The sequence below is a fragment of the Nocardiopsis sp. JB363 genome, assembly GCF_900143625.1.
Classification (GTDB): domain Bacteria; phylum Actinomycetota; class Actinomycetes; order Streptosporangiales; family Streptosporangiaceae; genus Nocardiopsis.
In genome coordinates this window covers 42507-67253 of record NZ_FRFF01000053.1, presented here as the reverse complement: position 1 = coordinate 67253, position 24747 = coordinate 42507, and the positions used below count along the sequence as shown (strand labels likewise).

The following is a 24747-nucleotide window of genomic DNA, read 5'->3' as shown; positions in this document are numbered from 1 at the left end:
ACCGGATCAGTAGGCGGGCATGCCCGCGTTGCCCAACATGATGACCGGGATGGAGTCACCCGGCGAGGAGGAGTCGGCCACCAGGATGTCGCCGTCGGTGAGGACGGAGTCGGTGAGCGCGATGTCGTCGGGGGAGTCGGCCTCGGGTGGCAGTTCCTGGTTCCAACCGTTGGCGAGCAGGTGTTCGTACACCGTCCCGACCGCCTCGTCGGTCTCCATGTCGAGTTCCTCGCCGTCCTCACCGGCGACGAGGATCAGCCGGAAGCAGATGCTTCCGTTGCAGTGGGCCTCGTCCTGGTCCACGTAGGTGAACCCGGACGGGGGGCTGCCCAGGACGTCGACCTCGGGCGGTGGCTCCTGCTGCTGCCCGTCCGGTGACCCCTGCTGCCCCTGTCCTTGTTCCCCCTGGCCCTGTTGGCCCTGCCCCTCAGGGCCGGCCACGGGGGCTGCGTTGAACGACTGGAACAGGCCGATGGCCCCGGAGATCACCAGGCCGACCACGACCAGTCCCACCAGTACGAACATGGTCTTCCGGGAGCGCAGCAGCGCCATCATCGCGAGGATCGTCCCCCTGTCGGGTGTACGGGGCCGGAGGGCCGGCCCGGGTGGATCAGACCTGCGCCGGGGTTCCGGACGCCAGGTGGCCGAGGATCGAGGCGAAGAAGCCCAGACCCTCGGTGGAGGGTCCGGTGAGGGCCTCGACGGCGTGCTCGGGGTGCGGCATGAGCCCGACGACGTTGCCGTGCTCGTTGGTGATGCCGGCGATGTCGCGGCGCGAACCGTTGGGGTTGCCGTCGACATAACGGGCGATGACCCGCCCCTCGGCCTCCAACCGGTCGAGGGTGGCCTCGTCGGCGACGTAGCTGCCCTCACCGCTCTTGAGGACGACCAGGATCTCCTGGCCCTCGTCGTAGGCGTTGGTCCAGGCGGTGCTCGTGTTCTCCATCCGCAGGACCTGGTCGCGGTTGATGAACCGCAGCGAGGAGTTGCGGGTGAGGGCGCCGGGCAGCAGGTGGCTCTCGCACAGGATCTGGAAGCCGTTGCAGATGCCCAGGACCGGGAGGGCGCCCGAACGCGCCGCCGGAACCAGTTCGGACATCAGCGGGGCGAAACGGGCGATGGCGCCGCAGCGCAGGTAGTCGCCGTAGGAGAAGCCGCCGGGAAGGACGACGGCGTCGACGCCCTTGAGATCGGCGTCGTCGTGCCACAGCGGAACGGATTCGGCGCCGGCCAGGGACACGGCGCGAGCGGCGTCCTTGTCGTCAAGGGAGCCGGGGAAGGTGACGACGCCCACACGGGCTGTCATGAGCACACTCCGAGATCGTGGTTCGACGGGGAGAAGTTCGGTGCCCGACCCCGCCACGAGGACGGTGGGTCCGCTACCTCCGCAGCGTACCCGCTCACCTGTACTCGGGTACGACGGTCACCCCGTTCCCGGAGGTCCGACCTGTGTGATCCTCCGAAGGAAACCCCGCCTGGAGGGGGTGCGGGTGTGCGACCGAACAGTTCTCGTGGTGTGCGTCACGGCCCCCGTTGTCCAATGATCTTGCTACCAGTAGCGAAAAAGGCGCCGATATGGCTACTGGTAGCAAGATCATCGGGAGAAGTGCTCACTAGAGGAGGGCGAAGTGGGAACGCCGATCCTCCCCCGCGGACGACTCCCCGCTCGCCGGGTCACACGACGTGACCCGTTTGCGCAGGATGACGGTCGTGCGGGGCTCGCCGCAGAAGGCGACCTCGTCCATGAGGTACCGCATCAACAAGATGCCTCGGCCCGATTCCGCTTCCAGGCCCGGGAGAGGCGTTTGCGGTGAATTGAACCTGTCGGCGAGCGCCGTCACGTCCGGTGCCCGGCCGGTATGGGAGATGCGCATCTCACACCAACCAGGGGCGAACTCGGTCTCCACCTCATAACCGTCGTTCGGTCCGCCGTGTTCGATGGCGTTGGCGCAGGCCTCCGAGACTGACAACAGGATGTCGTCGATGCATCCTTGGCATAGTCCTGACCTGCGAAGAAGTGCGTCGAGCATCTCACGGACTATGGCGACCGTGTACGCCCTTCGTGGGAGGGAGATCGAGAATACGGTGTCCATCCGTGAACCTCTCGTGCTCCGTATCGCTGGCTACCCGGCGTCAGGAACCCTTCCCGAGGTCGCTCCGAGTAAAACGAACAGCCGCGCCCTCAGGGGGCACGGCTGAACAAGTCGGACACTTCCGGCACATGGGTCAATGGGGTCCCGCAGGACACCGTCCGATATGCGCCGAGGGTGCTTCCTCGCCGGTGGCGGCGGTGGCCGACGGGGGCGCCGGGGGCTGTGCGGCCACGGATCCGATCAGGCGGGACGGACCTCGAAGTCCTCGATGACGGTGTTGGCGAGCAGGGTCTCGGCCAGGCGACGGACGTCGGCGAGCTTGGCCTCGTCGACCTCGCCCTCGACCTCCACCTCGAAGCGCTTGCCCTGACGGACCTGGTCGATCCCCTCGAAGCCGAGGCGGGAGCAGGCCCCGGCGATCGCCTGACCCTGGGGGTCCAGGATCTCGGGCTTGAGCATGACGTCAACCACGACGCGGGCCACAGGTCCTCCACAGGAAAAAGGGGTATGCCACTGGTCCACCGTGCGAAGGGCGCGGGCCGCGCCTGGTGGCGACGCCAGCGTATGACACCCGGTGGTGAGCGTCGGTCTCGGCCAGGCGCCACGCTGGGTATTTACCGCATGCTTACCGGTACAGGCTACGGATTCGGTACGTTCGTGACTCGGATCACGTGGATTGATGTCATCATTGGGAAGGTGATGTTGCGTCTAACAGAGTGGAAGTGATCGTTCCGGTCGTCCCGAGGGGGAATCTTGACGACACTCGAAAAAGACCACGTCTCCACGGCTGGTGAGGCCCGGGCCGAAGAACCGACTCTCGACTTCGCCACCGCGGTCACACCGTTCGCGGACCAGCTCTATCCGACGGCCCTGCGCATGACGCGCAATCCGGCCGACGCCGAAGACCTCGTTCAGGAAACGTTCGCCAAGGCCTTCGCCAATTTCCACCAGTTCCGGGTCGGGACCAACCTGAGGGCCTGGCTTTACCGGATCCTGACCAACACCTTCATCAACAGCTACCGCAAGAAGCAGCGGGAGCCCCGCCAGGACACCACCGACGAGATCAAGGACTGGCAGCTCGCCGCGGCCGAGACCCACACCTCGTCGGGCATGCGGTCGGCCGAGACCGAGGTCCTCGACCGTCTCCCGGACTCCGACATCAAGCAGGCACTGGCCCGACTCCCGGAGGAGTTCCAGGAGGTCATCTACCTCGTGGACATCGAGGGCTACGCCTACAAGGAGGTCGCCGCGCGCATGGGCACGCCCCTGGGCACGGTGATGTCACGGCTGCACCGCGCACGCCGCCAGCTGCGCGAGATGCTCGCCGACTACGGCCGTGAGCGCGGCATGAAGGTACCCGCGCCCAAGGCTCGTGCGGCCGCCGAATAACCGGTGGTGGGAAGGCCCCGAAACGGGGCCGTGTACGGCCCGGAATTCGTATCGGGCCGAGCGTCCCCACCCCGTATCGACGGTGGTGCGGGGATGACGGAGTTCCCTCAGGCCGGGTGGCCGCTTATCCACCCGGAGTAACTCGACGTAACGCGAAGTAAGGCGCCCGAAGAAGTGGCGCAGGTCGCGCAACGCTCTTCCCGACTTTCGGGGATCGGGCGGTTCACGCACTCGTGGAAAGCGTTTCGGGCGAATCCGCCGACGTTTCTCACCGAGGCCGCACAAAAACCACACCGATGGTGACTCACGGTCGACATCGGTTCCGAACCCCTGCCCGAGAACGGCACGCCCCGAACCCTCCGTCGGGTCCGGGACGCCCCTTCGGCCCCGGTGAACCTCAGCTCTGGTGTTCCACCGTCGTGACCGGCCCCGGCTCCGGTCCCGGCTCCGGGACGGTCGGCGTCAGTGGAGGCCCGGTCCGTCGCGAGCGCATCCACACCACGGCCGTGATCACGGCGAGCAGCACACAGGGCACCAGCATGATCGGTGACCCGGCGCCCGTCGACCGGTCCATGCCCTCGGTGAAGTCGGTGTGCGTGACGAGGCTGAAGAGGAAGGCGATCGTGTTGTTGACCGCGTGGATGACCACCGCGAGTTCCAGACCACCGGTGCGCCAGGTGATCAGGGCGAGAGTGGCACCGAACGTGAAGTAATAGAGGTTCAGCCACGGGTCGAACGCGAAGTGCGCCACCATGAACAGCAGGCTGGAGACGACCACGCCGATCACGAGCGCCGTACGCGGTCCGCGCCCCCAACTCGCGGCGACCCGGAAGGCCAGACCGCGGAAGCCGTACTCCTCACCGGCCGACTGCAACGGCGTGATCAGGACGACGAGTCCGAGCATGAGGACGAGATCGGTGGTCGTCCACGAGGTCGTCGGGTAGGGCGTGAACACCGAGAAGGTGGTCAGGTAGATCGTCCAGATCGGCAGGATCACCAGCAGGGACCGACCGAACACGGCGGGTCGGAACCGCGACAGGATCGAGTGCAGCGACGCGCCCTTCACTCCGTAGAGCCACCGCTGGATCAGCATGCTCCACGGAAGGAGCGCCGCGAGCCCGAGCATGCTGGTGGCGTGGGTCGCGGGGGTGAAGTCGGTGCCGCCGGTCAGGATGCTGTCGCGGCCGATCGCCATGTCGATGGCCACGCCGAGGAACATGAACCCGAAGGCGAAGACGAGCAGGCCGCCCATGAGGAGCGTGAGCGCGGCGATGCCCCGCCAGATCCCGCGCTTCTCGCGGGCGAGGACCCGGTGGTAGGGGACGCCCGGCGGGACCGGCCGTGGGCCGCGACGCCGCTTGGTCGGCCCGGGCGGTGTGGGTGGCGTCGATGGTGTGACCGCGGCGGCGCCTTCGGCCGTGTGCGCGTCCGGGTGCGGGGGAGGTGCGTCGGGTGACGGCGGGGCGGAGCCGAGGTGTTCGTCGTCGCGGTTCATGTCTCGAACCTAAATCCGCGAGGTGTGCACTCGGCAGTCCCTGGAATCATCGGTTCCCGCTGCGATTCGCGGAGACCGACACATGACGGATGTCATGCGCCGGTCGCCGTGATGGGGACGGAGTCACTGGAGTTGCTGGAGCTGGATGAGGTTGCCGCACGTGTCGTCCAGGACCGCGGTGGTGACCGGGCCCATCTCCAGAGGCTCCTGGGTGAAGCGCACCCCCAGCTTCCGCAGGCGTTCGTACTCGGCGTGAACGTCCTCCACGGCGAAGGCGGTGGCGGGGATGCCGTCCTCGACGAGCGCCTCCTTGTAGGGACCCACCGCGGGGTGTCCGGAGGGTTCGAGCACGAGCTCGGTGCCCTCGGGGTCCTCGGGCGAGACCACGGTCAGCCACCGGTGCTCGTCCACGGGTTCGCCCAGCGGAATGTCGTGCTTCTTCACGAAGCCGAGCTTGTCGGTGTAGAAGTCCAGGGCCTTGACCTGGCTGTCGACGAAGACGCTGTTCAGGTGGATCCTCATGATGTGCCTTCTCCCGTGTCGGGCCGGATCCACCGCGCGGTGATGTGTCGCAGCGGCTCCGGATCGATGTCGTGGAACTTGTAACGCCCCTCGCGTCGGCTCTCGACGAGCCCGGCTTCCTCCAGTACCGACAGGTGCTGGGAAACGGCCTGCCGGGACATGGTGAGCTGGTGCTTCATGGTCAGCCGTCCGCAGAGCTCGAACAGGGTCTGCCCGGATCGTTCGGTGAGTTCGTCGAGGATCGTCCGTCGCGTGGGGTCGGCCAAGGCCTTGAAGATGTCATCGGCCATGCGAACACTATAGGCAAGCAGATGCTTGCCTATCAACCCGTGAAAGGACCTCGTCGCGGGGGCGCCCTCGAAAGAGGTGGAGCATCGCGCGTCCAACCCCGAGGGGCCGGCGATGATCAAGGCCGTGGAGTACGTGCCTCCGCACGAGGAACCCGGCGAGGAGTAACCCCTTCACCCTGATCACCGGCCGCACGCTCTACCACTTCCACACGCGCACCAAGACGGGGCGCGCGCGAACTCCAACGGGCCGCCCCCGAGGTGTGGGTGGAGGTCCGTTCGCCGCGTGGCGGGATCGGTGCCCGTGCCCGTGCCCGCGTCAGCGGCATCCGGCGCAGGGGTTCCCGACTCGTTGTGTCCGCGTGCCCGAAAAGTTGTTGGAAGTCCTTGTAGATGCTAGGAACCCCTGCTAATCATCCTGGTCACGGGTCCGGGAACATGGGTCGCGCCGCGTAAAAGGTGTCGCCGGGGGCTTGCGCACACCATGGTGAGGTCTGTCACGATGTGGGCAGGACTGTCCATGACCCTCCCGACACCCTGGGAGCGCGCATGGACCGTTAAACGGTCGGCCAGCGTTCACCCACGCGAAGTCGGCCCCGAGAACCCGAGGAGCGACGTGTCGCAAACCGCCGCGCACGAGGAACCGGAGCTTATCCAGCTCCTGACACCGGAGGGGGAGCTCAAGGAGCACCCCGACTACCCCTTGGACATCAGCGCGGAGGAGATCCGCGCCCTGTACCGCGACCTGGTTCTGGTCCGCCGGGTCGACAGTGAGGCCGTCTCCCTCCAGCGCCAGGGCGAGTTGGGCCTGTGGGCCTCTCTCCTGGGCCAGGAAGCCGCGCAGATCGGCTCCGCCCGCGCCCTGCGCCCCGACGACATGGCCTTCCCCTCCTACCGTGAGCACGGCGTCGCCTGGTGCCGCGGCATCGAGCCGAAGGAACTCCTCGGCATGTTCCGCGGGGTCACCAACGGCGGTTGGGACCCGCACGAGTACGGCTTCCACCTGTACACGATCGTCATCGGCAGCCAGGCCCTGCACGCCACCGGCTACGCCATGGGCATCCAGCGCGACGGTGCCGTGGGCGAAGACGGCAGTGCCGTCATCTCCTACTTCGGCGACGGAGCCACCAGCCAGGGCGACACCAACGAGTCGTTCAACTTCGCCGCGGTGAACAACGCCCCGGTCGTGTTCTTCTGCCAGAACAACCAGTGGGCCATCTCCGAGCCCCTGGAGCGTCAGGCCCGCGTGCCGATCTACAAGCGCGCCGCCGGCTTCGGATTCCCGGGCGTGCGGGTGGACGGCAACGACGTCCTCGCCTGCCTGGCCGTGACCCGCGCCGCGATGGACAACGCGCGCACCGGCCAAGGCCCCACGCTGGTCGAGGCGTTCACCTACCGGATGGGCGCCCACACCACCAACGACGACCCCTCCCGTTACCGGGACGCGGCCGAACTCGACGAGTGGAAGGCCAAGGACCCGATCCTGCGGGTCCGCAACCACCTCGAACTGTACGAGCTGGCGGACGAGGCGTTCTTCGCCCGGATCGACGAAGAGGCCGACAAGGTCGGCGAGATGGTGCGCACCCAGTGCCGCTCCATGGCCGACCCCGAGCCGCTGGACATCTTCCACGAGGTCTACGCCGAACCCAACGTCCACATCGACCACCAGCGGTCCGAGTTCGCCGATTACCTGGCCTCGTTCGAAGGCGCCGGCGCGGAAGGGGGCCGTTAGGCCATGGGAACCAACCTCACGATCGGTAAGGCCATCAACGCGGGCCTGCGCGCCTCGATGGAACACGACCCGAAGGTCCTCGTCATGGGCGAGGACGTCGGCAGGCTCGGCGGCGTCTTCCGCGTCACCGACGGACTGCACAAGGACTTCGGCGCCGACCGGGTCATCGACACCCCGCTGGCCGAGTCCGGCATCGTCGGCACCGCCATCGGTATGGCGATGCGGGGCTACCGCCCCGTGGTGGAGATCCAGTTCGACGGCTTCTTCTTCCCCGCCGCGAACCAGACCTTCACCCAGTTGGCGAAGATGCGCCGTCGTTCGGCGGGCAAGCTCAGCATGCCCGTGGTCATGCGCATCCCCTACGGCGGCGGCATCGGCGCGGTCGAGCACCACAGCGAGTCGCCCGAGGCGTACTTCCAGCACACCGCCGGTCTGCGCGTGGTCAGCGTCGCCAACCCGGAGGACGCCTACTGGATGATCCAGCAGGCCGTTCGATCCGACGACCCGGTGATCTTCCTGGAGCCCAAGCGGCGCTACTACGAGAAGGCCGAGGTCGACACCGGAGTCTCGATCGACGCGGTCACCCCGATGGGCGCGGCGCGTATCGCCCGCCCGGGCACCGACTGCACGCTGCTCGCCTACGGTCCGATGATCAAGACCGCCCTGCAGGCCGCCGAGGCCGACGTCGACCACTCGATCGAGGTCATCGACGTGCGCTCGCTCTCACCGATCGACTACGCCACCATCACCGAGTCCGTGAAGCGCACCGGTCGCCTGGTGGTCGCGCACGAGGCCACCCTCACCGGCGGCCCCGGCGCGGAGATCGCCGCGCGGGTCACCGAGGAGTGTTTCTACCACCTCGAATCGCCGGTCATCCGCGTGGCCGCGTTCGACACCCCCTACCCGCAGTCCAGGCTGGAGGAGCACTACCTGCCGGACCTGGACCGCGTCCTGGACGGGGTCGACCGGGCGTTCGCGTACTAGATCGGGGAAACCGCAAGACATGGCGATTCAGAAGAGCACGCCCGCGGTCGACGGCGTGCACGCGTTCAAACTGCCCGACGTCGGTGAAGGCCTGATCGAGGCCGAGCTTCTCACCTGGTACGTCCAACCGGGCGACAAGGTCACCGATGGTCAGATGATCTGCGAGATCGAGACCGCCAAGGCCGTCGTCGAGCTGCCCTGCCCGTTCTCCGGGACGGTCAAGGAGCTGATGGCCGCCGAGGGCGAGACGGTCGAGGTCGGTTCGGTCATCATCACCGTGGACGACGGAACCGGCGGCACGGGTGCCTCCGGTGCCGCCGACGGTGGTGCCCATGGTGGTGCCGACGGCGCCGCCGAGGTGACCGAGGAGCGGGAGAAGCCGCTGGTCGGCTACGGCGAGAAGGCGGCTTCCACCCAGCGCCGCGCCCGCCGTCGCCCCACCCCCACGGCGCCGGTGTCCGCACCACCGCCCAAGCTCAGCGAGCCCGCTCCGGCGGGCACCCCCGGCGTGATGGCCGCTCCCGCCGGTCCGGCGCCCGCTTCGGGTCCGGTGGGTCGCCCGCTGGCCAAACCACCGGTGCGCAAGCTCGCCAAGGACCTCGGTCTGGACCTGGCGACGGTGACGCCCACCGGTAAGGGCGGCGTCGTCACCCGCGAGGACGTGCGTACCGCGGCCGAGGCGCCCCAGGTCCCCGCGACCGAGGAGCCCGCTGCCACCTCGGCGCCGGAGGCCACGCCCGCGTCGGACCGCAGCGCGCGTGAACGCCGGGTGCCGATCAAGGGCGTGCGCAAGCACACCGCCGCGGCCATGGTGAACAGCGCGTTCACCGCCCCGCACGTCACCGAGTTCCTTCAGGTGGACGTCACCAAGACGATGAAGGCCGTCGCCCGCCTGCGCGAGCGCCCGGACTTCGCCGACGTCAAGGTGTCACCGCTGCTGCTGGTGGCCAAGGCCCTGCTCATGGCCATCCGACGGCACCCGGACGTCAACGCGTCCTGGGACGAGGAGAACCAGGAGATCGTGGTGAAGAACTACGTGAACCTGGGGATCGCGGCCGCCACCGAGCGCGGACTGGTGGTGCCCAACGTCAAGGACGCCGACGCCAAGACCCTTCCGGAACTGGCGGCGTCCCTGAAGGAGCTCACGGACACGGCGCGCTCGGGCAAGACCACCCCGGCCGACATGTCCCAGGGCACGATCACCATCACCAACGTCGGTGTGTTCGGGGTGGACGCCGGGACACCGATCATCAACCCGGGCGAGGCCGCCATCCTCGCCTTCGGTCAGATCCGCGACATGCCCTGGGTGCACAAGGGCGAGCTGAAGATCCGCAAGGTCACCACCCTGTCGCTCTCCTTCGACCACAGGTTGGTCGACGGTGAGCTGGGATCCAAGGTGCTGCGGGACATCGGCACCGCGCTGGAGGACCCGGAGCTGACCGCTCTGGCTTGGGGTTAGACCCTGTAGGAGTCGAATTTTCGACCCTGGAAGAGCGAGGGGCCGGCGCACCGTGGGTGCGCCGGCCCCTTCACGTTCGCCCGTCGAACACGTGGACGGGCCCGTCCCCCAAGGGGGTGGGGGCGGGCCCTACCGTCCAGTGTTCCCGTGATGAGGTCTTGACCAACCTTTGGTCGGCGTTTTTGTCGATCGATTCACGAAGGCCGATTCACGAAGGCCGGTTCAGCCCAGCGGCGCGAACACGTTCCGCTCCACGTACTCCTCGAACGGCACCCTGCTCATCTCCCGGACCACGAACCCGGCCGGCCCGGTTCCGTAGTTGGAGTAGGCGGAGTACCGGCCAGGCAGGCGCTGAGCGCGCGGGGGTGTGGACGCATCGGGAGGGCTCCATGACGTGGTGGCACTGAACTTCCCACAAGGTTAGGGAAGCGGGCCCCGACGGGTCACTGGCGCACGTGCCCGTTCCGGGGGTGGGACGTGCTGTAGTGCCCGACCGAGGGCGCGCACGTAGGAGACGTACGACCCCCGGTCGCGAGTGGCGATCCGCTTACGTCAGTTCAGGGGCCACAGCAGCCGGTAGTACACACCGAACGCCAGGAGCGCCGGCCCGGTCAGGGCGATGAACGAGTAGTGGATCCGACCGACGACGCTCCACCAACGGCCGGCCCAGGCCATGACCGCCCACACCACCATCCCCAGCAGGAACGGCGCGGTCAGCAGCAACGGCAGGCCCAGCATGGGCGAGCCCTCGAACAACCACCGGTAGGAGGCGTCCATGTCGACACTGACGTAGCCCACGGCCCCGAACGTCACGCCGGACCCGAGCAGTGCGGCGAACGCGGTGAGGCGGGCCCAGAGCGCTCGACGGGGGGCGTGGGGCGGTCGCTTCCTGAGCCGGCGGACCAGCGCGGTGAGCGGCCACACCAGACAGGTGGCCAGGACCAACAGGGACACGGACAGAACACTCTGGTGCACGAGGGGGTTGCTCAGTGGACCGACCCGCTCGTAGGTGGTGATCGCGCTCCCGGTGAACATCAGGGACGAGGCCTCCTCGGAGCCCTCGCCGAACACCACCCGGTGGAGCCCGTCCTCACTGACGAACACCCCGTTGCCCGCCGGACGCATGGTCAACGGGGCCCCCGGTCCGGAGGCCACCGTCAACCCGCCTCCGGGGGCGCTGTCCACCAGGACGAACGTGCTGAGCGCGCGCAACCGGGAGGCCTCGGACTCCGACAGACGCAGATTCAGGAACGTGCCGGTGTACCGGTTCAGGTCCACCTCGGCGTCGGGGTCGGCCGGCACCGAGGTGTTCGGCGGCGCGAACGCGTCGAGGAAGGTGCGACGCAGGTCGCCCCGGAACTCGATGAGGTGATCGGTGACCTCGCTGTCGGGTCCGACGATCGCGTTGCTGCTGAGGAACAACCCCAGGCCCGTTTCGGGGACGAGGAAGTACTCGGCGTGGTGCCCGGGGAGGTCGCCGGAGTGTCCGACCACGCGCGGGGACTCCTGGCGGTACTCCCAGGTGCCGTAGCCCACTCCGCTCGCCGCCGAGGTGAGGGCCCACTGCGATTCGAACATGGCGTCGACCGAGGACGCCGAAAGTACGCGCGTTCCGTCCAGTTCACCCTGCGAGAGCAGTGCCGTCATGAAACGGGCCATGTCGGCGGTGGTCGTGACCGCCGCGCCCGCCGGGGTCTGGTGCAGGTACAGGTCGGCCGCCCGGCTTCCGTCGGGGTGGTGGGGCGTGGGCAGCCGTTCCGGGTCCACCTCCGAGAGCTGCACGAAAGCGGTGTCGGTCATCCCGAGAGGGTCGAAGAGGGTTTCCCGGAGACCGTCGGCGAAGGGGATGCCGGTCTGTTGCTGCACGATGTACCCGGCCAGGGTGACCCCGTGGTTGGAGTACAGGGAGTACCGGCCCGGCGGGTGGACCCGCTCCACGTCGGTATCGAGGACGTACTCGTCCAGGGCGAGCAGGTCGTCGGGGTCGGTCACCGCGGTGCCGCCGAGCCGGTCCTCGAACCCCGCGGTGTGCGTGAGCAGGTGGTGGAGGGTGACGGGTTCGTCGAAGGTGTCGGGGAGCCGTGCCTGTTCGGGAAGGTAGGCGTTGACGTCCTCGTCCAGGTCGAGGACGCCCTCGTCGACGAGCTGGAGGACGGCGACGGCGGTGAAGGACTTGGCGACCGAACCGGTGGGGAGCAGGTGCTCTTCGGTGTAGGGGGTCTCATCGGAGGGGTCGGCGTACCCGTAGGTGCCCGACGCGACCGGGGCGCCGTCGGCGACGACGGCCGCCGCGGCACCCGGCACGTCGTACCGCGCCAACAGTTCGGGGACCCGGGTGTCCAGGAAGCCTTGGAGGTCCTCGGGGGTGGGGGCGCTCGGTGCCGCGACGGGCGCCTGGGTCGTAGGGGACACGGGGGAGGCTTGGGCCGCCGAGCCGGGTGCGGCGAACAACAGGGTCGCGGCCAGGGGGAGGGCGGTCAGACTCAGGACCAGTGCGGAGGTCCGGGCAGGGAGTCTTCGGTCGGGGGCGGTCGGCAACTGCGCTCCTCGGGGGATGCCGTGTGAGGGCACGGACGGGTGTCGGCGAGCGGGACCGACGATTCGGTTCCCCACAGTCAACACCTAGAGAGAAGCGGTCTCCCGGGCGGGTGCCGTTCTGACGAAAAACTGAAACCGACCTGAACCAACACAGTGTTGGCGGAGTCTCAATCAGCGTTGATCAAAAGAGACACAGAAGGGCACCCTCCATGCCGCCCACCCCGCACTCCCAGCCCTCCGCCAGGGCCACCACCGGCCGAGACGACGGTTCCCGAACCGGCGGCGCCAGGTTCCTGGCCACCACCGCGTTGGTGGCCATCGCCGCCCTCGCCCTGTCGAGCTGCGGTATCGTCCGGGACATCCAGGGTGAGGACCCCGAACAGGCGGAGCCCACGACCGAGGAACAAGCAGCCGAGGAACAGTCGGGCGAGGAGGACCCGCGCCCCGAGGTCGAGGCCGACTTCCCCTACACCCGTGAGGGCCGGATCTTCCAGGAGTCCGGCCAGGACTCCACCCTGCGCTTCGCCATCACCGGCCTGGAACGCACCGACGAGTACACCGTCCTGTACTACGACAACACCTTCGTCGATCACTTCCAAGGCATCGACAGCAGCCTGTCCATGCCCAACACCCTCATCGACCCGGTCAGCGGCCAGGCGTTCTGGGCACTCACCGACGAAGAAGGTTATGCCTTCGGTTCCGTGCCGCCCGACGACGGTGTCTTCCCCGTCCGGGTGGACGCCACCAACCAGTACCGGAGCTACTTCCCCCGCCTGCCCGAGGAGGTCGAACAGATCACCTTCGTCGGCAGCGGCCTCGGCGCCATGACCGGCATTCCGGTGGTCGACGTCGACGAGGAACAGCCCGATCCGGCCGACCCCAACGGCGCCGACATGACCGTGGCCGACGGCCCGGACGCGGGCGAGACCGTCGAGTTCGAGAACCAACGCCCCGAACCCGGCTGGGAGGAGTATGTGGGGGAGATGGAGAGCTTCGTCGACTCCGAGGTCGCCTCCACCACCCGAGACGGCGACACCGAGACCGTCGCCCTCAAGTCCGACGTCATGTTCGACTTCGACTCCGCCGAACTCACCTCGGACGCCGAAGAGGTCGTTCGCGAGGCCGCGGCCACCCTGCGAAGCAACATCGACCCCGACGACCCCGAGGTCACCGTCATCGGGCACACCGACGGCACCGGGAGCGACGACTACAACCAGGACCTGTCCGTGGAACGCGCCGAGACCGTGCGCGACATCCTGGAGGGGGAGGCCGACGACCTGTCCTTCAGTGTGGAGGGTCGCGGCGCCGACGAGCCCGTCGCGGAGGAGGGTGGTTCGGACACCGAGGAGGCCGAGGCCCGCAACCGACGCGTCGAGTTCTCCTACCGGGTCGACCGGTCCAGCGAGGAGAACGGCGAAGGCGGCGAGGGCGGAGGAGAGGACGGGGCGCTCGGCTCCAGCGAACGCCACGTCCACCCGCCCGCGGCCTTCGTCGAGGACGACACCACCGAGATCGTCGAGAGCGTGACCGACGACGACGTCCAACTGGACGTGCACCCGCTGCGCCGCGACGGTGCCTACGTCATCAGCACGGTCACCCTCACCAACAACGGCGATGAGCCCGTCCTGCCCGACATGGGCGGCGAGGACGCCGTCTCCCCCGGCGGGCCGGCCGACTTCAGCCAGGGTGCCCTGGGCGGCTTCCAGCTGCTGGAGCCCGACACCGACCTGGTCCGGTACGTCACCCAGCTGAACTTCGGCATGGAGGAGAGCTACGCCGGGTTCGCCGAAGAGGTCCACGAGATGCAACCGGACAACCAGTACCAGCTCATCGCGGTTTTCCCCGCCCCATCCGCGGAGGTGGAGGAGCTGACCCTGCGCGCCGGCCCGTTCGGTGAGATCGAGGGCGTGTACTTCGCCGAATGACCCCTGGCCGCTGGCCCCGGCCCCCGGGTGGTGCGTTTCCCCGGGTGGTCGGGGATCAGCCCAGGAGCAGGGTGATGGTGAACAGGGCCGGGACGGTGAGGAACGTGGTCAGCATGACCACCTCGCGGGTGAGCACCTCACCCGTCTGGTAGAGGGTGGCGTAGTTGAACACGTTCTGCGCGGTCGGCAGCGCGGCCAGGACCACCACCGCGAACAGGGCGGCGCCCTCCAAGCCGAACACCAGAGTGCCCAACGCCCAAGCGGCCAGCGGCTGCCCCACCGACTTCAACGCCACCGCCAACAGCACCGGCACCTGGTCGGGACCGCTCCGCCCGGGCAAGGCACTGCCGTGCAGGGAGATTCCGAACGCCAGCAGCATCGCCGGCACCGCCATCCCACCGACCAGGTCGAAGGGTTCCATCAAGGGACCCGGCGGCACCCAGCCGGACGCGGACACCGCGACTCCGGCCAAGGACGCGATCACCACGGGGTTGCGCACCGGGGTGCCCAGGGAACGGCGCAGCACCGGCCAGAACCCCCGCACGCGCCCGTTGCCCAGATCCAGCACGGTCAACGACACCGGCGCCAACACCAGCAGTTGGAACAGCAGGATGGGGGCGACGAGGGAGGCGTCACCGAGGACGTACGCGGAGATCGGGATACCGAGGTTGCCCGCGTTGACGTAGGAGGACCCGAGGGTGCCCACGGTCGTGCGCCCGACGCCCCATCGTCGGATGACTCCGACGACGAGGAAGATCCCGGCGACGACCACCACGCTGAGGACGCTCACCAGCACCGGCGGCGACAGCAGGACGGACAGGTCCGTGCGGGAGAGGATCGTGAACAGCAGCGCCGGGCTGGCCACGTAGAACGCCAGCCGGTTGAGGACCTCCCTGGCCCCGGGGCCCAGAAGCGGGATCCGGCCCAGCATGTAGCCGATGGCGACGACACTGGCGATGACTCCGAACCCGACGATGACCCCGGACAAGGGGCGCCCCCCGAACAAGCATGTGGTTAAAGACCGGGAAACGCTATCCGAGGCGGCGCACGGCGACTACGGCGCGGGTCACACCGAGTGCTGTGAGCGCTCCTGGTTTCGTGTGCGTTCGAGTTCCAACCGCTTGCGCCGACGGGCCTCCTTCACCGACACCGAGACGATGCGCGTCGCCGCCACCGCGGTGATCGTGGCCAGCGGCAGGACCAACCTCGCGGCCGGCTGACGGATGGCCCGGAAGGCGGCGCCCTCGGGGGAGACGACCAGGAACCCGGCGGGCCGCGCCCGCACCAGCCCCATACCCGCGGCTCCGTCGCCACCGGACAGGGGTATCTTCCCGGTGCCGCCGCCGATGGTGCTCAACACGCTGATCCGCGCCACCGGCACCACGGTGGTCGTTCCGGAGGTCACCGGGTCGCCGAACACCGTGGCGGCCCGGGCCAGTGAGCGCGTGCTGTCGATCAGCGAGGTGATGGCGGCCATCGTTCCGCGCCGCACGTCCTGCTTCGCCATGTTCGGGGTCCTCTCCTCGGACTCGGTCGTGGGATATCACGCTATAGGGGCCGTCCGAGGGTCATGTGAAAGCCGACGGACCCGGAGTGTCCAGCGCCCAAGGTGAACCGAGGGGATCAGCCGGTGGGGCTCTCCGAGGGTTCCTCGCTCGGGTCGGTGGGCGGTTCCTGGGCCCAACGCACGATCAAGGGCCAACCGTCCATGGAAGCGTCGTGGTAACGCGGGAAGAGTTCCTCGGCCTCACCGACCTCCCCGTCCTCCAGACCGACGCGGAACCATGCCTGTTCGGTCTGGAGCAGGACCGCATCACGTTCCGCGGAAGGGGCGAACTGCACGACCGGGGAGCCCTCGTCGGCCAACAGCTCCGCCGTCGAGAAACCCTGGCCCTCCAGTGTCAGCAGAAGGACGCCGCCGGGCGCGTTGTCGCCCTCGTCGGGGCGCAGCAGGGCGCTTTCCCCGCCCCACACCGTCGCGTCGTCGAAGGTCTGCCACTGCTGCCCGCCGGTGGTGAGGGTCGCGTTGACGGTGGTGCCGTTGGTCGACCGCACCACCAACTGGCCCTCCCCGCCGGCCACCTGCTGGGTGGGCACGCTGTTGCGGATGTGCAGGGAACCGTCCGGGGTGATCGCCCAGTCGCTGGGCCGCTGTCCTTCGCCCAGGGCCAGGCTGCCCTCCTGGTTGGGGGTGCCGTTCGGCGCCTCCATCGGCACCGACAGAGCCTGAGGGGGCTGCCCGTCGCCGCTATCGGAGACGTACCACAGGCGACCCTCGTGGATCAGTGGATCCGACAGGGTCTCGTTCTGCGGCGCGGCGATCGACTCGACCGGTTGATAGGAGAACCCCTCGACCTCGTCGCCCTCCGCGTCCTCGGGGTCGGTGAGGGTCGCCAGGTGCACGGCGCTGGGCTCGTCGGTGACGAAGGCGAAATGCTGCCAGTCCTGGGAGAACCGTCCGTGTACCGGGACCTCGGAGGCCATCGGGTCCACGGCGCCGTCGGGCAGCTCGATCCGCTGGAGCGGCGCACCGGTGTCGGGGTCGTGGAAGACCAGGACCTGGTCGGTCTCGGGGTCGCCGCCCTCGAACCCCCGGTGGATCAGCGCCAGTCCGACCATCCCCTCCTCGGTGAGTTCCTCCACGGTCTCGGGGGAGCCGTCGGAGGAATCGGAGGAGGAGTCACAGGCCGTCACGGCGAGCAGGCACACGGCCGAGGCCAGGGCGAGGGAACGCCGCATCGGGTCGCCTTTCCGGGAAGAGTGGGACTCGGGAAGAGTGGGGCTGAAGAACCTGTCCGGGAGGTGGGATCACCGGAGGCACACGATGGTTCTCCTGGTTCCTCACGTTATCGACACGGGTGTGCCGGGGTCGTTACCGGCTCTCAGTCATCGGCGTTGGGGGAGGGGGACGGCGCGGGGCTGGCCTCGGCTTCTTCCTCCTCCTCTTCCTCTTCCTCCGCTTCCCGCTCGGCCTCTTCCTCGGCTTGGCGTTCGGCTTCGGCGGCCCGGTCCGCGCCTCGCGTGGTGCAGACCTCCTCGGCGGGGGCCGACCCTTGGTCGACGGCGACCAGGGTGAAGCAGTACTCCACCTGCGTGTTCTCGGTGGGGACCTGTGCGGTGACCGCTCCGGGACCGGTTCGTGCCAGGGTCCGAGGGTCGTGGTCCTGGGCCCCGCCGACCACGAAGTAGGAGCCCGTGCCTCCGGTGTTGTCCACCCAGTTCAGGGTGACCGCGCTGAGGGTGTCCTCCAGCGTGACGTCGGAGGGAGCGGACACCTCCGGCGGAGCGGAAGGTTCGGCCACCGGCTCGGCCGGTGCGTCCTCCTCGACCGGTTCCTCCTCGGTCTCCTCGGCGGCAGCTGCGACCACCGGCTCGGGAGTGTTCGTCGCCGCGAACGCACTCGCCACGATGGTGGCCATGAGAACACCGCAGACCGTCACCGCGATGTGCATCTGCTTGCGCCATCTCGGTGGTTCCTGAATCGCGGACAGGGAGTCCCACTCCGGGTCCGAGGATTCCTCGTCGGCCTCGTCCACGGGCAGGTACGCGGATTCGGCGTCACCACTCCACCCTTCCAGCCGTGACCAGGCGCGCAGGGTGGAGACCTCCTCCCCGCGCAGCTTCGCCATCATGAGGTCGGCGGTGCTGTGGGGAGAGTCCTCGGGAACGGCGCCGTGGAGTTCCCGTTCCTCGGGGGTGGGCAGCGATCGCTGAGGTGGACGCAGCATCGCGGCGCTCTGCAGCCGGTTCCGGTCCTCTCCACCGGCCGGAGGGAACCCGCCGGGGGGAAGCCCCTGGGCCGGGCCCTCGGCCGGGACGTGCGGAGGCCGCTGCGGCCCGGAAGGAACGGGCGGCTGCGGAACCTGGGGGCCGGACGGGTGACCGGCCGACCCGGGCCAAGGGGGCGCCGGTGGGACGACCGGGGGAGCTTGAGGGGGGGCGGTCGGGGGCGCCTGCGGGCCCGTGGGTACGGGTGGGGTCTGCGGCCCGGAGGGGGCGCTTGCCGGGGCGTTCCCGCTCATCGAGGGCTGGGCGCCGCTGGGGGCCGCCGCCGTTCGTCCGGAACGTGCCTTCTCGAAGGCCGCGGCGAACTCGGAGGGGCTCTCGAACCGGTTCGCGGGATCCTTCGCCAGGCCACGAGTGAGGACCCGGCGCAGGGAACGGGACACGTCCGGACGCGGCACCGGCGCGGGCTCTTCGCTGAGCACGCGCCGAGCGTAGGTCTGGGGGTCGAAGGGGGAACCGTCCGTGGATGAGAACGGTGCCCGGCCCATGAGCAACGTCCAGATCGTGGAGGCGAGCTGGTAGACGTCCGACGCCGGCGTACGCGGCTCTCCTCGGAGGGACTCGGGGGCCGAGTGGAGGAAGGACTCCATCTGGGGGGATGGAGGCGGGAGCGGTTCTCCGGAGGTGGACACCGCGCCGAAACCGGTGAGCACCGGAGTGCGTCCGGCCCGCAGGATGTTTCCCGGACAGACGTCGTTGTGCAGCCGGCCACGACCGTGCAGGGCGCCCAGGGCGCCGGCGACGCTTCGCGAGATCGCCGCCGCCTCCTGTAGGGGAGCGGGGCCCTTCTTCGCCAACATCTCCCCGAACGAACCGTCCGGGTAGAAGGGCATGGCGATGAAGAAGCCCCCGTCCGCGGTGGCGCCCGCGTCCAACAGGGGGACCACACCGGGTACGCCGTTGAGCGTGCGCAGGTGACCGAGTTCGACCTGGCCGGCCTCGACGGGAAGTACCTTGAGCACGACCTCGGCACCACTGGTCGCCCGGGTCGCGCGGATGATCCGGGCGCGGCGCCCTTGGCGGAGTTGCGCCGAGGTGTCGTACCCCGGGGCCCACACGGGCCCGGGAGCGGAGCCGGACATGAGAGATCGACCCCCTGTTGGTGGTGGGATACCCGCTCAGGTGAACGGGGCGTGTGCGCCGGGCCGAGTCAGGGACGGCCCTGGAACACCGGATGATCGAGCATGGGGCTCTCGATCATCTGGTTGCGAAGGTTGTTGTTGTTGGCTCCCCACCCTCGCTCCTCATTGATCTCCTGCTGCTTGCCGAAGGCGCCCATGAGGGCGATGACCCCGCAGATGAGCGCGATGAGGATGGCGCCGCCGATCACGGCGGGCCACACCCGCTGGCGACGGCGCCAGTACCGACTGGAGCCGTACAGCAGAGCGGATCGAAGTTGCCGATGCCGGAGAGCGTCCGCTTCGAGGACGTACTTCTCCTCGTCGGGCGTGTAGTGGAACGCCTCGGGAAGCTGCGGATCCGGATCGGTCGCAGGAGGCGAGGGTGGGGAGGACATCGGGATCCAGGTTACTAGAACAGACCGTCGAGGTGCCGGGTGAGCTTGTCGTACTTGTTCGCGGTTTCATCGGTCGCGTCGATCATCTTCGCGAACGCGGAGTTGACCTCGGAGAAGTGGGTGTCGAACTCCTGGGCCTTGGCCTGGAACTGCGAGCTCCCGGAACCCTCCCACTGGCTGACCGTGCTTTCGGACTGCTCGTTGATCGTGCTCATGATGGCCGTGAAACGGCCCAAGTGCGCCTGCTGGTCGGAGGCCAGGTTCTGCAGCCCACCGACATTGCCGTAAACGTCGAAGTTACTACCCATGAAGGTGCCTTTCTCGAAAGCCGTGACGAAAGCGGTGAAGGGGTCAGGCGTTGACCGGACGGGACATGGAGCCGAGCTCGCTGGTGGACTGCGCGTAGTCGTCGCTGGCCTCGTCGTCGGTCAGGTTGAACTGCTGCTGACCCTCGTTCAGCTTGATGCCGTTCTGGCTGCACCAGCTCATGAGCTCGTCGAAGCGTTCCGTGAGGCTGTTGCGCGCCTCACGGAAGTCGTGGAGGGCCTGCCCCTGGAGGGAGTCGGCGTCACTGGTCATGTCGTCGATGAGCTGGTTCATCTGGGTGCGGAGACCGTCGGACTCCTGTCCGAGCTGTTCACCGCCCTGCGACAGACTATTGACATTTTCAAGACCGGCGTGCTGGGAGGACATCCGAACCCTTTCGAAATCGCTGATGGGGAAGTGTGCGTCCCGTCCTCCATGAGCAGGGTGTTCGCCCGGGGCTCGGGATCAGGGGAGGTACGGCGAGTAGGGACATTAGTCAGGGTATGACCTGTCGGTCAATGTATATGTGCGTTTCGTGACTTTGGTGATCGAGTGGGAATTACCTCCTTTCCCTGTTCGAACCGGTGGCCTCCGGTGGGCGTCCCCGACCACTCGGGGCGTGTTCCGATCACCGGGCCTTCGGGGATGTTCACGGTTCGCCGGTCCCGCAGTCGACGTAGTCGGCGACGCTCGCCTCGTAGGCGTCGTGGGCGTCGAGGGTTCCCTCGTACTCGTCGATGTAGGCGTCGACGAACTCCTCACCGGTCACGACGTCCCCGCACCAGGTGACCTCGTTGTGGTACATGGCGTCGTTCAACGCACTGTCGATCCGGCTGAGGTTGATCGTGGTGTCCCACTCGTCCTCGTCGAGTTCGACGGTGTACCCGTCGCCCTCCTCCTGGACGACCCGGGACTCGAACAACCGATCCCGTTCGTCACCGATGTTCTCGACGACCTCGCCTGAGTCGCCTTCGGTGAACATCCGATCCAGGGTGAGTACCCGCACCTGGCGTTCGACCCAGAACGCCGAGATGTGCTCAGAGGTGTCATCGGTGTCCGGCCCGGCCTCGGACTGGGAGGCCGAGCAGCCGGTCAGGGCCAGACTCGCCGACACGGCGATGCTGAGGAAGGCGGGCGCACGGCCCTCACGACGGATCAACGGATTCTCCAGGTGCTGTCGAGGCGGTCGTTCACAGGGGAGGCCGTCGGTCACTCCCCCTGGTCGTCGAAGTAGCCACGAGTGTCGTTGTACGCGTTCTCGTACTGGCCGACGATGTCCTGAACACGTTTGTCCCCGGTGTGGGTACGACCGTCGGTGGTGGTGATCTCCACGTCGTCCATGATGTTGCTGATCGCGGTGTCCATACCGTCGAGAGCGCGGTCTTGGTTGTCAGTCCATTCAGCGGGGTTCTTCTGGACGTCGATAGTGATGCCGTCGTCGAAGACGAAGTCGTCGCCCAAGTCCTCGGAGGTGACCGGTTCGCCGTCCCGCTCGATGGTGATCGCTCCACCATCGACCAAGGTCTGGATGTCGTCGGGCCTGACGACACTGTTGAGGGTCTCGGGAGAGTGTTGCGCGAGGTAGTCCAAGCCCTCGACTCGATAGTTGCGTTCGATGAACTCGGCCCCGGTGAAGGTCGGGTGGCGTGGGGACACGTCATACTCACCGTCGATGATCGCGCCCACGATGTCGTCCGAGGCCAGTTCCATCCCCTTCGAAATTCCCAGGCCGATGACGGGGATCTTCTCGGACAGGCTCCCGGCCTCGGACACCACGAACTCGGTGATCTGTTCCTGTCGCTCGATCTGCTCGTCGAGGTCGGCCGACCGGTCGGCCGAGTCCCTCTTCAGCCCCTCCTCGAAGAGGGCCTGGAGCTGGCCGGAACCTCGTGACGCCTCTTCGTCCTGGCCGTGCTCGAAGTACGCGGCGGATTCGATCTGCTGATAGATGTCGATGGAGTTGGCCACGCGTCCGGCGCTCTCATCGTTGCCGGAGAGCAACTGCATGTACATGGCCCGCTCCTCCGGCCCCATACGCACGAAGTTCGTTTCCGGGTCGAAGTCCCCGATACCAGTGACCGGTTCTTTCCCATCGAAGACGTCGCTGTCGGCGAAGCTGTAGATGTGCGCGTCGAAGATGTCGGCGAGGCTGTCGGCGAGCCCACCGTTGAACTGGGTGAAGGAGGCGTCGGAGTATTCGTTGTCCCCCTCGGTGACACTGACCCCGGTGTTGACGAGGGCGTCGTGCATGTCCGGGTCGGTGATGGTCTCCATGAACCCGGTGAAGGCGTCGCCCGCGCGCCCGCTCACCTCCGGGTCCTCGCTGTGCACGTCCTCCGCCAACCAGTCCGTGAGCTGTCGCGCGGTGTGCCCGTCGTCGTGCCACTCGAAGGTGAGGGTGCCTTCTAGGGCCTGCGTGCGCAGCTCTTCGTCGCCGTAGGGGACGCCCGGCTCCTCGTTGAGGTGATCCCCGGTGAGGATGTAGTAGTTGGAGTCCTTGTTCCGGGAGGCCACGTCGACCATGTGCGAGACCTGCTCGGAGTCGGGCAGCACGCCGTCGGAGTCGTGGACCTCGCCGCCCCAGGCGTCGAGGAAGGCGCCGGTGCTCAGGTGGAGGTTGGTGGACAGGCCGTAACCGGCCTCCAGATTCTCGTCGGTGTGCTCCATGAAGGCGGAGAGCGCCTTCATGTCCATGCCCAGCCCGGCGGGGCCGGCGGAGATCTTGCCCTCCGCGTCGGGGTTGATCCACGGACCCTCGACCGCGTACCGGAAGCTCTGCGGCAGGTTCTCGTAGCCACCGCCGATACGCGGATCCGACAGCGCGAGTAGGCCGTCGCCGAGTGCGCCGAGGGCCTGCTCACGCTCCTCGGCGCTCATACCGGACTCCGCCATGACATCGGGGTAGGCCATGATGCCCGCGCCCGCGCCGTCACGGACGTAGGGCTCCTCCAACTGCCGGTAGAACTCCTCCAGGAACTCGATCTCCTCCGACTCGAACTGGGTCCCGTTCTGTTGGTGACTGCGGGCGTTCGACCCCATCATCGCCATCACGAGCATGAGCTCGTTGTAACGGTCGTCCAGGGGCTTGTCGCCGGACCAGTAGGCCTGGAGCTCCTCGGCGTACTCCTCGGCGTTCTCCGGGGTGAGCTCGACGTTTTCGAGAAGGTCGGAGTAACGCGACGGATCGAGGCTGAGGAACCCGAAGCCGGCGTTGCCGGACTCGATGAGTTTGGAGACGTTCTCCGGGGTCGGCCCCTCTTCGAGCATGCTCCGGACGTCTTCGGCGGTGTCCTGGAGGGTGTTCCAGTTGGTCTGCTCGCGCTCGATGAGGCCCTCACGCACGGTGGAGAGCTCGTCGTACAGGTCGCGACACTTCTTCTCGTCGCCGGCGCCCCAGTCCGTCCAGAGGAACCCGTCGGCCTGGGGGTGGGACTCGGTGATCCGGTCGCCCTGGTACTTGGAGGGGATGGCGCCCTCCTTCTCACCCTTGCTGGTCTGCCAGGTGGTGAGCTGGGCCTCGCGCTCGTCATCGAAGGACTTGACGGTGTCCGCCCACTTCTCGGCGACCGAAGCGGCGTAACTGACCGAGACCGCGGCGTCCCGCCACTTCTGGATGTCCTCCTCGGAATGCCCTTGGATGTTCCAGGCGATGAGGTCGGTGAACTGGTGCGAGGCGGAGTCGTAGCTCCCCCCGAGGTCGTCGGCACGACCGAGCACACGGGCGTTGAGGATCTCCAGATCCGTCGCGCATTCGTACAGATCGTCCGAGCGTCCGTAGAAATCACGGGGGTAGAAAACGAGGGCGATGGTGGCCACGGTCATCCTCAGAGGCGAAGAACTAGCGGGGTACGGGACGGGGACTCGGGCTGGGGCGGGGCCACGGGGTTCAGTCGAAGTTGAGGTCGCGGTGGGACTCCCAAGGGTGGAAGCCTTCCGAACTGTCCAGGTCGTTCCGGGCGACCTCACCGGCGCCGGCCTGGATGTTGTTGGCCAGGGCGAGCCCGTGTTCCTGGAGGTCGATGAGGGCCTGGTCGGCCTCTTCTCGGAACTTGTTGAACCCGGACCTGACGTCGTCGTGGCCGCAGGCGCCCACGGCGTCTCCGAGGAGGAGGTCGAACGCGTCGGCCAGCCCGGCCATCGCCGCGGCGAGGGTCTCGGCGTACTCGCCGCCCTCCATCGCCTCGATCGGGTTGGCGCCCGACTCGTTGGTCATGAGGGCACTCCTTTCGCATGAGGGTGCGCACCGGTGACGGGTACCGGTGTCCGCTAACGCCGCTTCGGGGGGAGTGACGAGGTCAGGGTCGCCTGGTGCGACGACAGCAAAGGAACGAGGGTTTCATACCAAAGGGAACAGAAGGGTAACGAGTTCTGTACTTCCTGAGGCGTCCGTACACAGGGTGAGAGCGCATGCGCGGAGGGCTGTGGGTGCGGTGGCGGTGATACACCTCGCGGAGAAGTATCGGACGGTGTCCGGATATGGTCGCGATGGTTTCCCGTTTCCCGGCGCCTTAGCGGACATTCGCCGAGATGGAAGACGCAGAGACCGTGGCTCAACGGGACGTGGTCTCCTTTGTTCGGAACTATATGGAATTGCACGAGGAGTTGTTCGAGGCAAATGAGCAGTACGAGGAGAGTATTGCCGAATACGTTGACTGTGGTACTGGGGAACTCGGCTGAATCCTGATGAGTCAAAGATTTGCGCAGACGTATAGTGA

Annotated in this window: 24 protein-coding genes and 1 pseudogene; 6 read left to right on the top strand and 19 right to left on the bottom strand. The window is 67.8% G+C overall.

Translation table 11 applies throughout. The features are described from left to right. Positions 1–6 precede the first annotated feature (6 nt). The 4 genes from BQ8420_RS08655 to purS form a co-directional block, all read right to left on the bottom strand. Positions 7–555 carry a hypothetical protein gene (locus BQ8420_RS08655; protein ID WP_087097311.1) on the bottom strand — a complete coding sequence of 183 codons (549 nt, stop codon included), beginning with the start codon at positions 553–555 and terminating at the stop codon, positions 7–9. Between the two features lie 55 nt (positions 556–610). After that, positions 611–1306: a phosphoribosylformylglycinamidine synthase subunit PurQ gene (gene purQ, locus BQ8420_RS08650; RefSeq protein WP_087097310.1), complete on the bottom strand. Its 696-nt coding sequence runs from the start codon at positions 1304–1306 to the stop codon at positions 611–613. A gap of 307 nt (positions 1307–1613) precedes the next feature. Then, the gene (locus BQ8420_RS08645) at positions 1614–2093 is read right to left on the bottom strand and encodes an ATP-binding protein (protein WP_087097309.1); all 480 of its coding nucleotides are present in this window, start codon (positions 2091–2093) and stop codon (positions 1614–1616) included. 240 nt (positions 2094–2333) lie between these two features. Then, entirely contained in the window at positions 2334–2576 is a 243-nt protein-coding gene (gene purS, locus BQ8420_RS08640; protein ID WP_067602247.1) for a phosphoribosylformylglycinamidine synthase subunit PurS, read from the bottom strand. Positions 2577–2846: 270 nt separating this feature from the next. On the opposite strand from purS, the gene BQ8420_RS08635 reads away from it, so the two are divergent. Continuing rightward, a complete protein-coding gene (locus BQ8420_RS08635) occupies positions 2847–3482 on the top strand; it encodes a sigma-70 family RNA polymerase sigma factor (protein WP_087097308.1) in 636 nt (211 codons plus the stop codon). A 397-nt stretch (positions 3483–3879) separates the two neighbouring features. Here the strand turns inward: BQ8420_RS08635 and BQ8420_RS08630 are convergent, their stop codons facing one another. The 3 genes from BQ8420_RS08630 to BQ8420_RS08620 all read right to left on the bottom strand — a co-directional run bounded on the left by BQ8420_RS08630 (position 3880) and on the right by BQ8420_RS08620 (position 5789). Further along, positions 3880–4977 (bottom strand): CPBP family intramembrane glutamic endopeptidase, encoded by a 1098-nt coding sequence (locus BQ8420_RS08630; protein WP_087097307.1) that lies wholly within the window; start codon positions 4975–4977, stop codon positions 3880–3882. 123 nt (positions 4978–5100) lie between these two features. Continuing rightward, entirely contained in the window at positions 5101–5499 is a 399-nt protein-coding gene (locus BQ8420_RS08625; RefSeq protein ID WP_087097306.1) for a VOC family protein, read from the bottom strand. Further along, positions 5496–5789, bottom strand: coding sequence for a helix-turn-helix transcriptional regulator (locus BQ8420_RS08620; protein ID WP_087097305.1), 294 nt, complete (start codon positions 5787–5789; stop codon positions 5496–5498). Before BQ8420_RS08620 ends, BQ8420_RS08625 begins: the two co-directional genes overlap by 4 nt. Before the next feature lie 613 nt (positions 5790–6402). Between BQ8420_RS08620 and pdhA the strand changes: the two genes are divergently transcribed. Genes pdhA through BQ8420_RS08600 form a run of 3 tightly spaced genes read left to right on the top strand, consistent with a single transcriptional unit; the run spans position 6403 to position 9961 of the window. Then, positions 6403–7518, top strand: a complete 1116-nt coding sequence (pdhA, locus tag BQ8420_RS08610; protein WP_087097304.1) for a pyruvate dehydrogenase (acetyl-transferring) E1 component subunit alpha — start codon at positions 6403–6405, stop codon at positions 7516–7518. Positions 7519–7521: 3 nt separating this feature from the next. Further along, positions 7522–8502, top strand: a complete 981-nt coding sequence (locus BQ8420_RS08605; protein WP_087097303.1) for an alpha-ketoacid dehydrogenase subunit beta — start codon at positions 7522–7524, stop codon at positions 8500–8502. Between the two features lie 19 nt (positions 8503–8521). Continuing rightward, positions 8522–9961 carry a dihydrolipoamide acetyltransferase family protein gene (locus tag BQ8420_RS08600; protein WP_087097302.1) on the top strand — a complete coding sequence of 480 codons (1440 nt, stop codon included), beginning with the start codon at positions 8522–8524 and terminating at the stop codon, positions 9959–9961. A 222-nt stretch (positions 9962–10183) separates the two neighbouring features. Here BQ8420_RS08600 and BQ8420_RS31350 read toward each other — a convergent pair. After that, positions 10184–10321: pseudogene (locus BQ8420_RS31350) on the bottom strand (serine hydrolase); the annotation flags it as partial. 192 nt (positions 10322–10513) lie between these two features. After that, on the bottom strand, positions 10514–12499 hold the full coding sequence (locus BQ8420_RS08595; protein WP_160049284.1) for a serine hydrolase: 1986 nt from the start codon (positions 12497–12499) through the stop codon (positions 10514–10516). Positions 12500–12708: 209 nt separating this feature from the next. On the opposite strand from BQ8420_RS08595, the gene BQ8420_RS08590 reads away from it, so the two are divergent. Beyond that, a complete protein-coding gene (locus BQ8420_RS08590) occupies positions 12709–14424 on the top strand; it encodes an OmpA family protein (RefSeq protein WP_087097300.1) in 1716 nt (571 codons plus the stop codon). Between the two features lie 55 nt (positions 14425–14479). Here the strand turns inward: BQ8420_RS08590 and BQ8420_RS08585 are convergent, their stop codons facing one another. From BQ8420_RS08585 to BQ8420_RS08540, 10 genes are all read right to left on the bottom strand, one after another. After that, positions 14480–15412 carry an AEC family transporter gene (locus BQ8420_RS08585; protein WP_087097346.1) on the bottom strand — a complete coding sequence of 311 codons (933 nt, stop codon included), beginning with the start codon at positions 15410–15412 and terminating at the stop codon, positions 14480–14482. Positions 15413–15490: 78 nt separating this feature from the next. After that, complete coding sequence (locus BQ8420_RS08580; protein WP_087097299.1) at positions 15491–15931, bottom strand: GerW family sporulation protein; 441 nt, start codon at positions 15929–15931, stop codon at positions 15491–15493. Between the two features lie 116 nt (positions 15932–16047). After that, positions 16048–17163, bottom strand: coding sequence for a hypothetical protein (locus tag BQ8420_RS08575; protein WP_087097298.1), 1116 nt, complete (start codon positions 17161–17163; stop codon positions 16048–16050). A gap of 143 nt (positions 17164–17306) precedes the next feature. Continuing rightward, positions 17307–19292, bottom strand: a complete 1986-nt coding sequence (locus BQ8420_RS08570) for a serine/threonine-protein kinase (protein WP_087097297.1) — start codon at positions 19290–19292, stop codon at positions 17307–17309. A gap of 68 nt (positions 19293–19360) precedes the next feature. Further along, on the bottom strand, positions 19361–19726 hold the full coding sequence (locus tag BQ8420_RS08565; RefSeq protein WP_087097296.1) for a hypothetical protein: 366 nt from the start codon (positions 19724–19726) through the stop codon (positions 19361–19363). Positions 19727–19740: 14 nt separating this feature from the next. After that, positions 19741–20034 (bottom strand): WXG100 family type VII secretion target, encoded by a 294-nt coding sequence (locus tag BQ8420_RS08560; RefSeq protein ID WP_087097295.1) that lies wholly within the window; start codon positions 20032–20034, stop codon positions 19741–19743. Between the two features lie 43 nt (positions 20035–20077). After that, the gene (locus BQ8420_RS08555) at positions 20078–20419 is read right to left on the bottom strand and encodes a hypothetical protein (RefSeq protein ID WP_087097294.1); all 342 of its coding nucleotides are present in this window, start codon (positions 20417–20419) and stop codon (positions 20078–20080) included. A gap of 262 nt (positions 20420–20681) precedes the next feature. Then, on the bottom strand, positions 20682–21191 hold the full coding sequence (locus BQ8420_RS08550; RefSeq protein WP_087097345.1) for a hypothetical protein: 510 nt from the start codon (positions 21189–21191) through the stop codon (positions 20682–20684). A gap of 50 nt (positions 21192–21241) precedes the next feature. Continuing rightward, positions 21242–23848, bottom strand: coding sequence for a hypothetical protein (locus BQ8420_RS08545; protein ID WP_087097293.1), 2607 nt, complete (start codon positions 23846–23848; stop codon positions 21242–21244). Between the two features lie 70 nt (positions 23849–23918). Beyond that, positions 23919–24245: a hypothetical protein gene (locus BQ8420_RS08540; protein ID WP_087097292.1), complete on the bottom strand. Its 327-nt coding sequence runs from the start codon at positions 24243–24245 to the stop codon at positions 23919–23921. Positions 24246–24559: 314 nt separating this feature from the next. Between BQ8420_RS08540 and BQ8420_RS31810 the strand changes: the two genes are divergently transcribed. After that, positions 24560–24709, top strand: a complete 150-nt coding sequence (locus BQ8420_RS31810) for a hypothetical protein (protein WP_160049283.1) — start codon at positions 24560–24562, stop codon at positions 24707–24709. Positions 24710–24747: the final 38 nt, after the last annotated feature.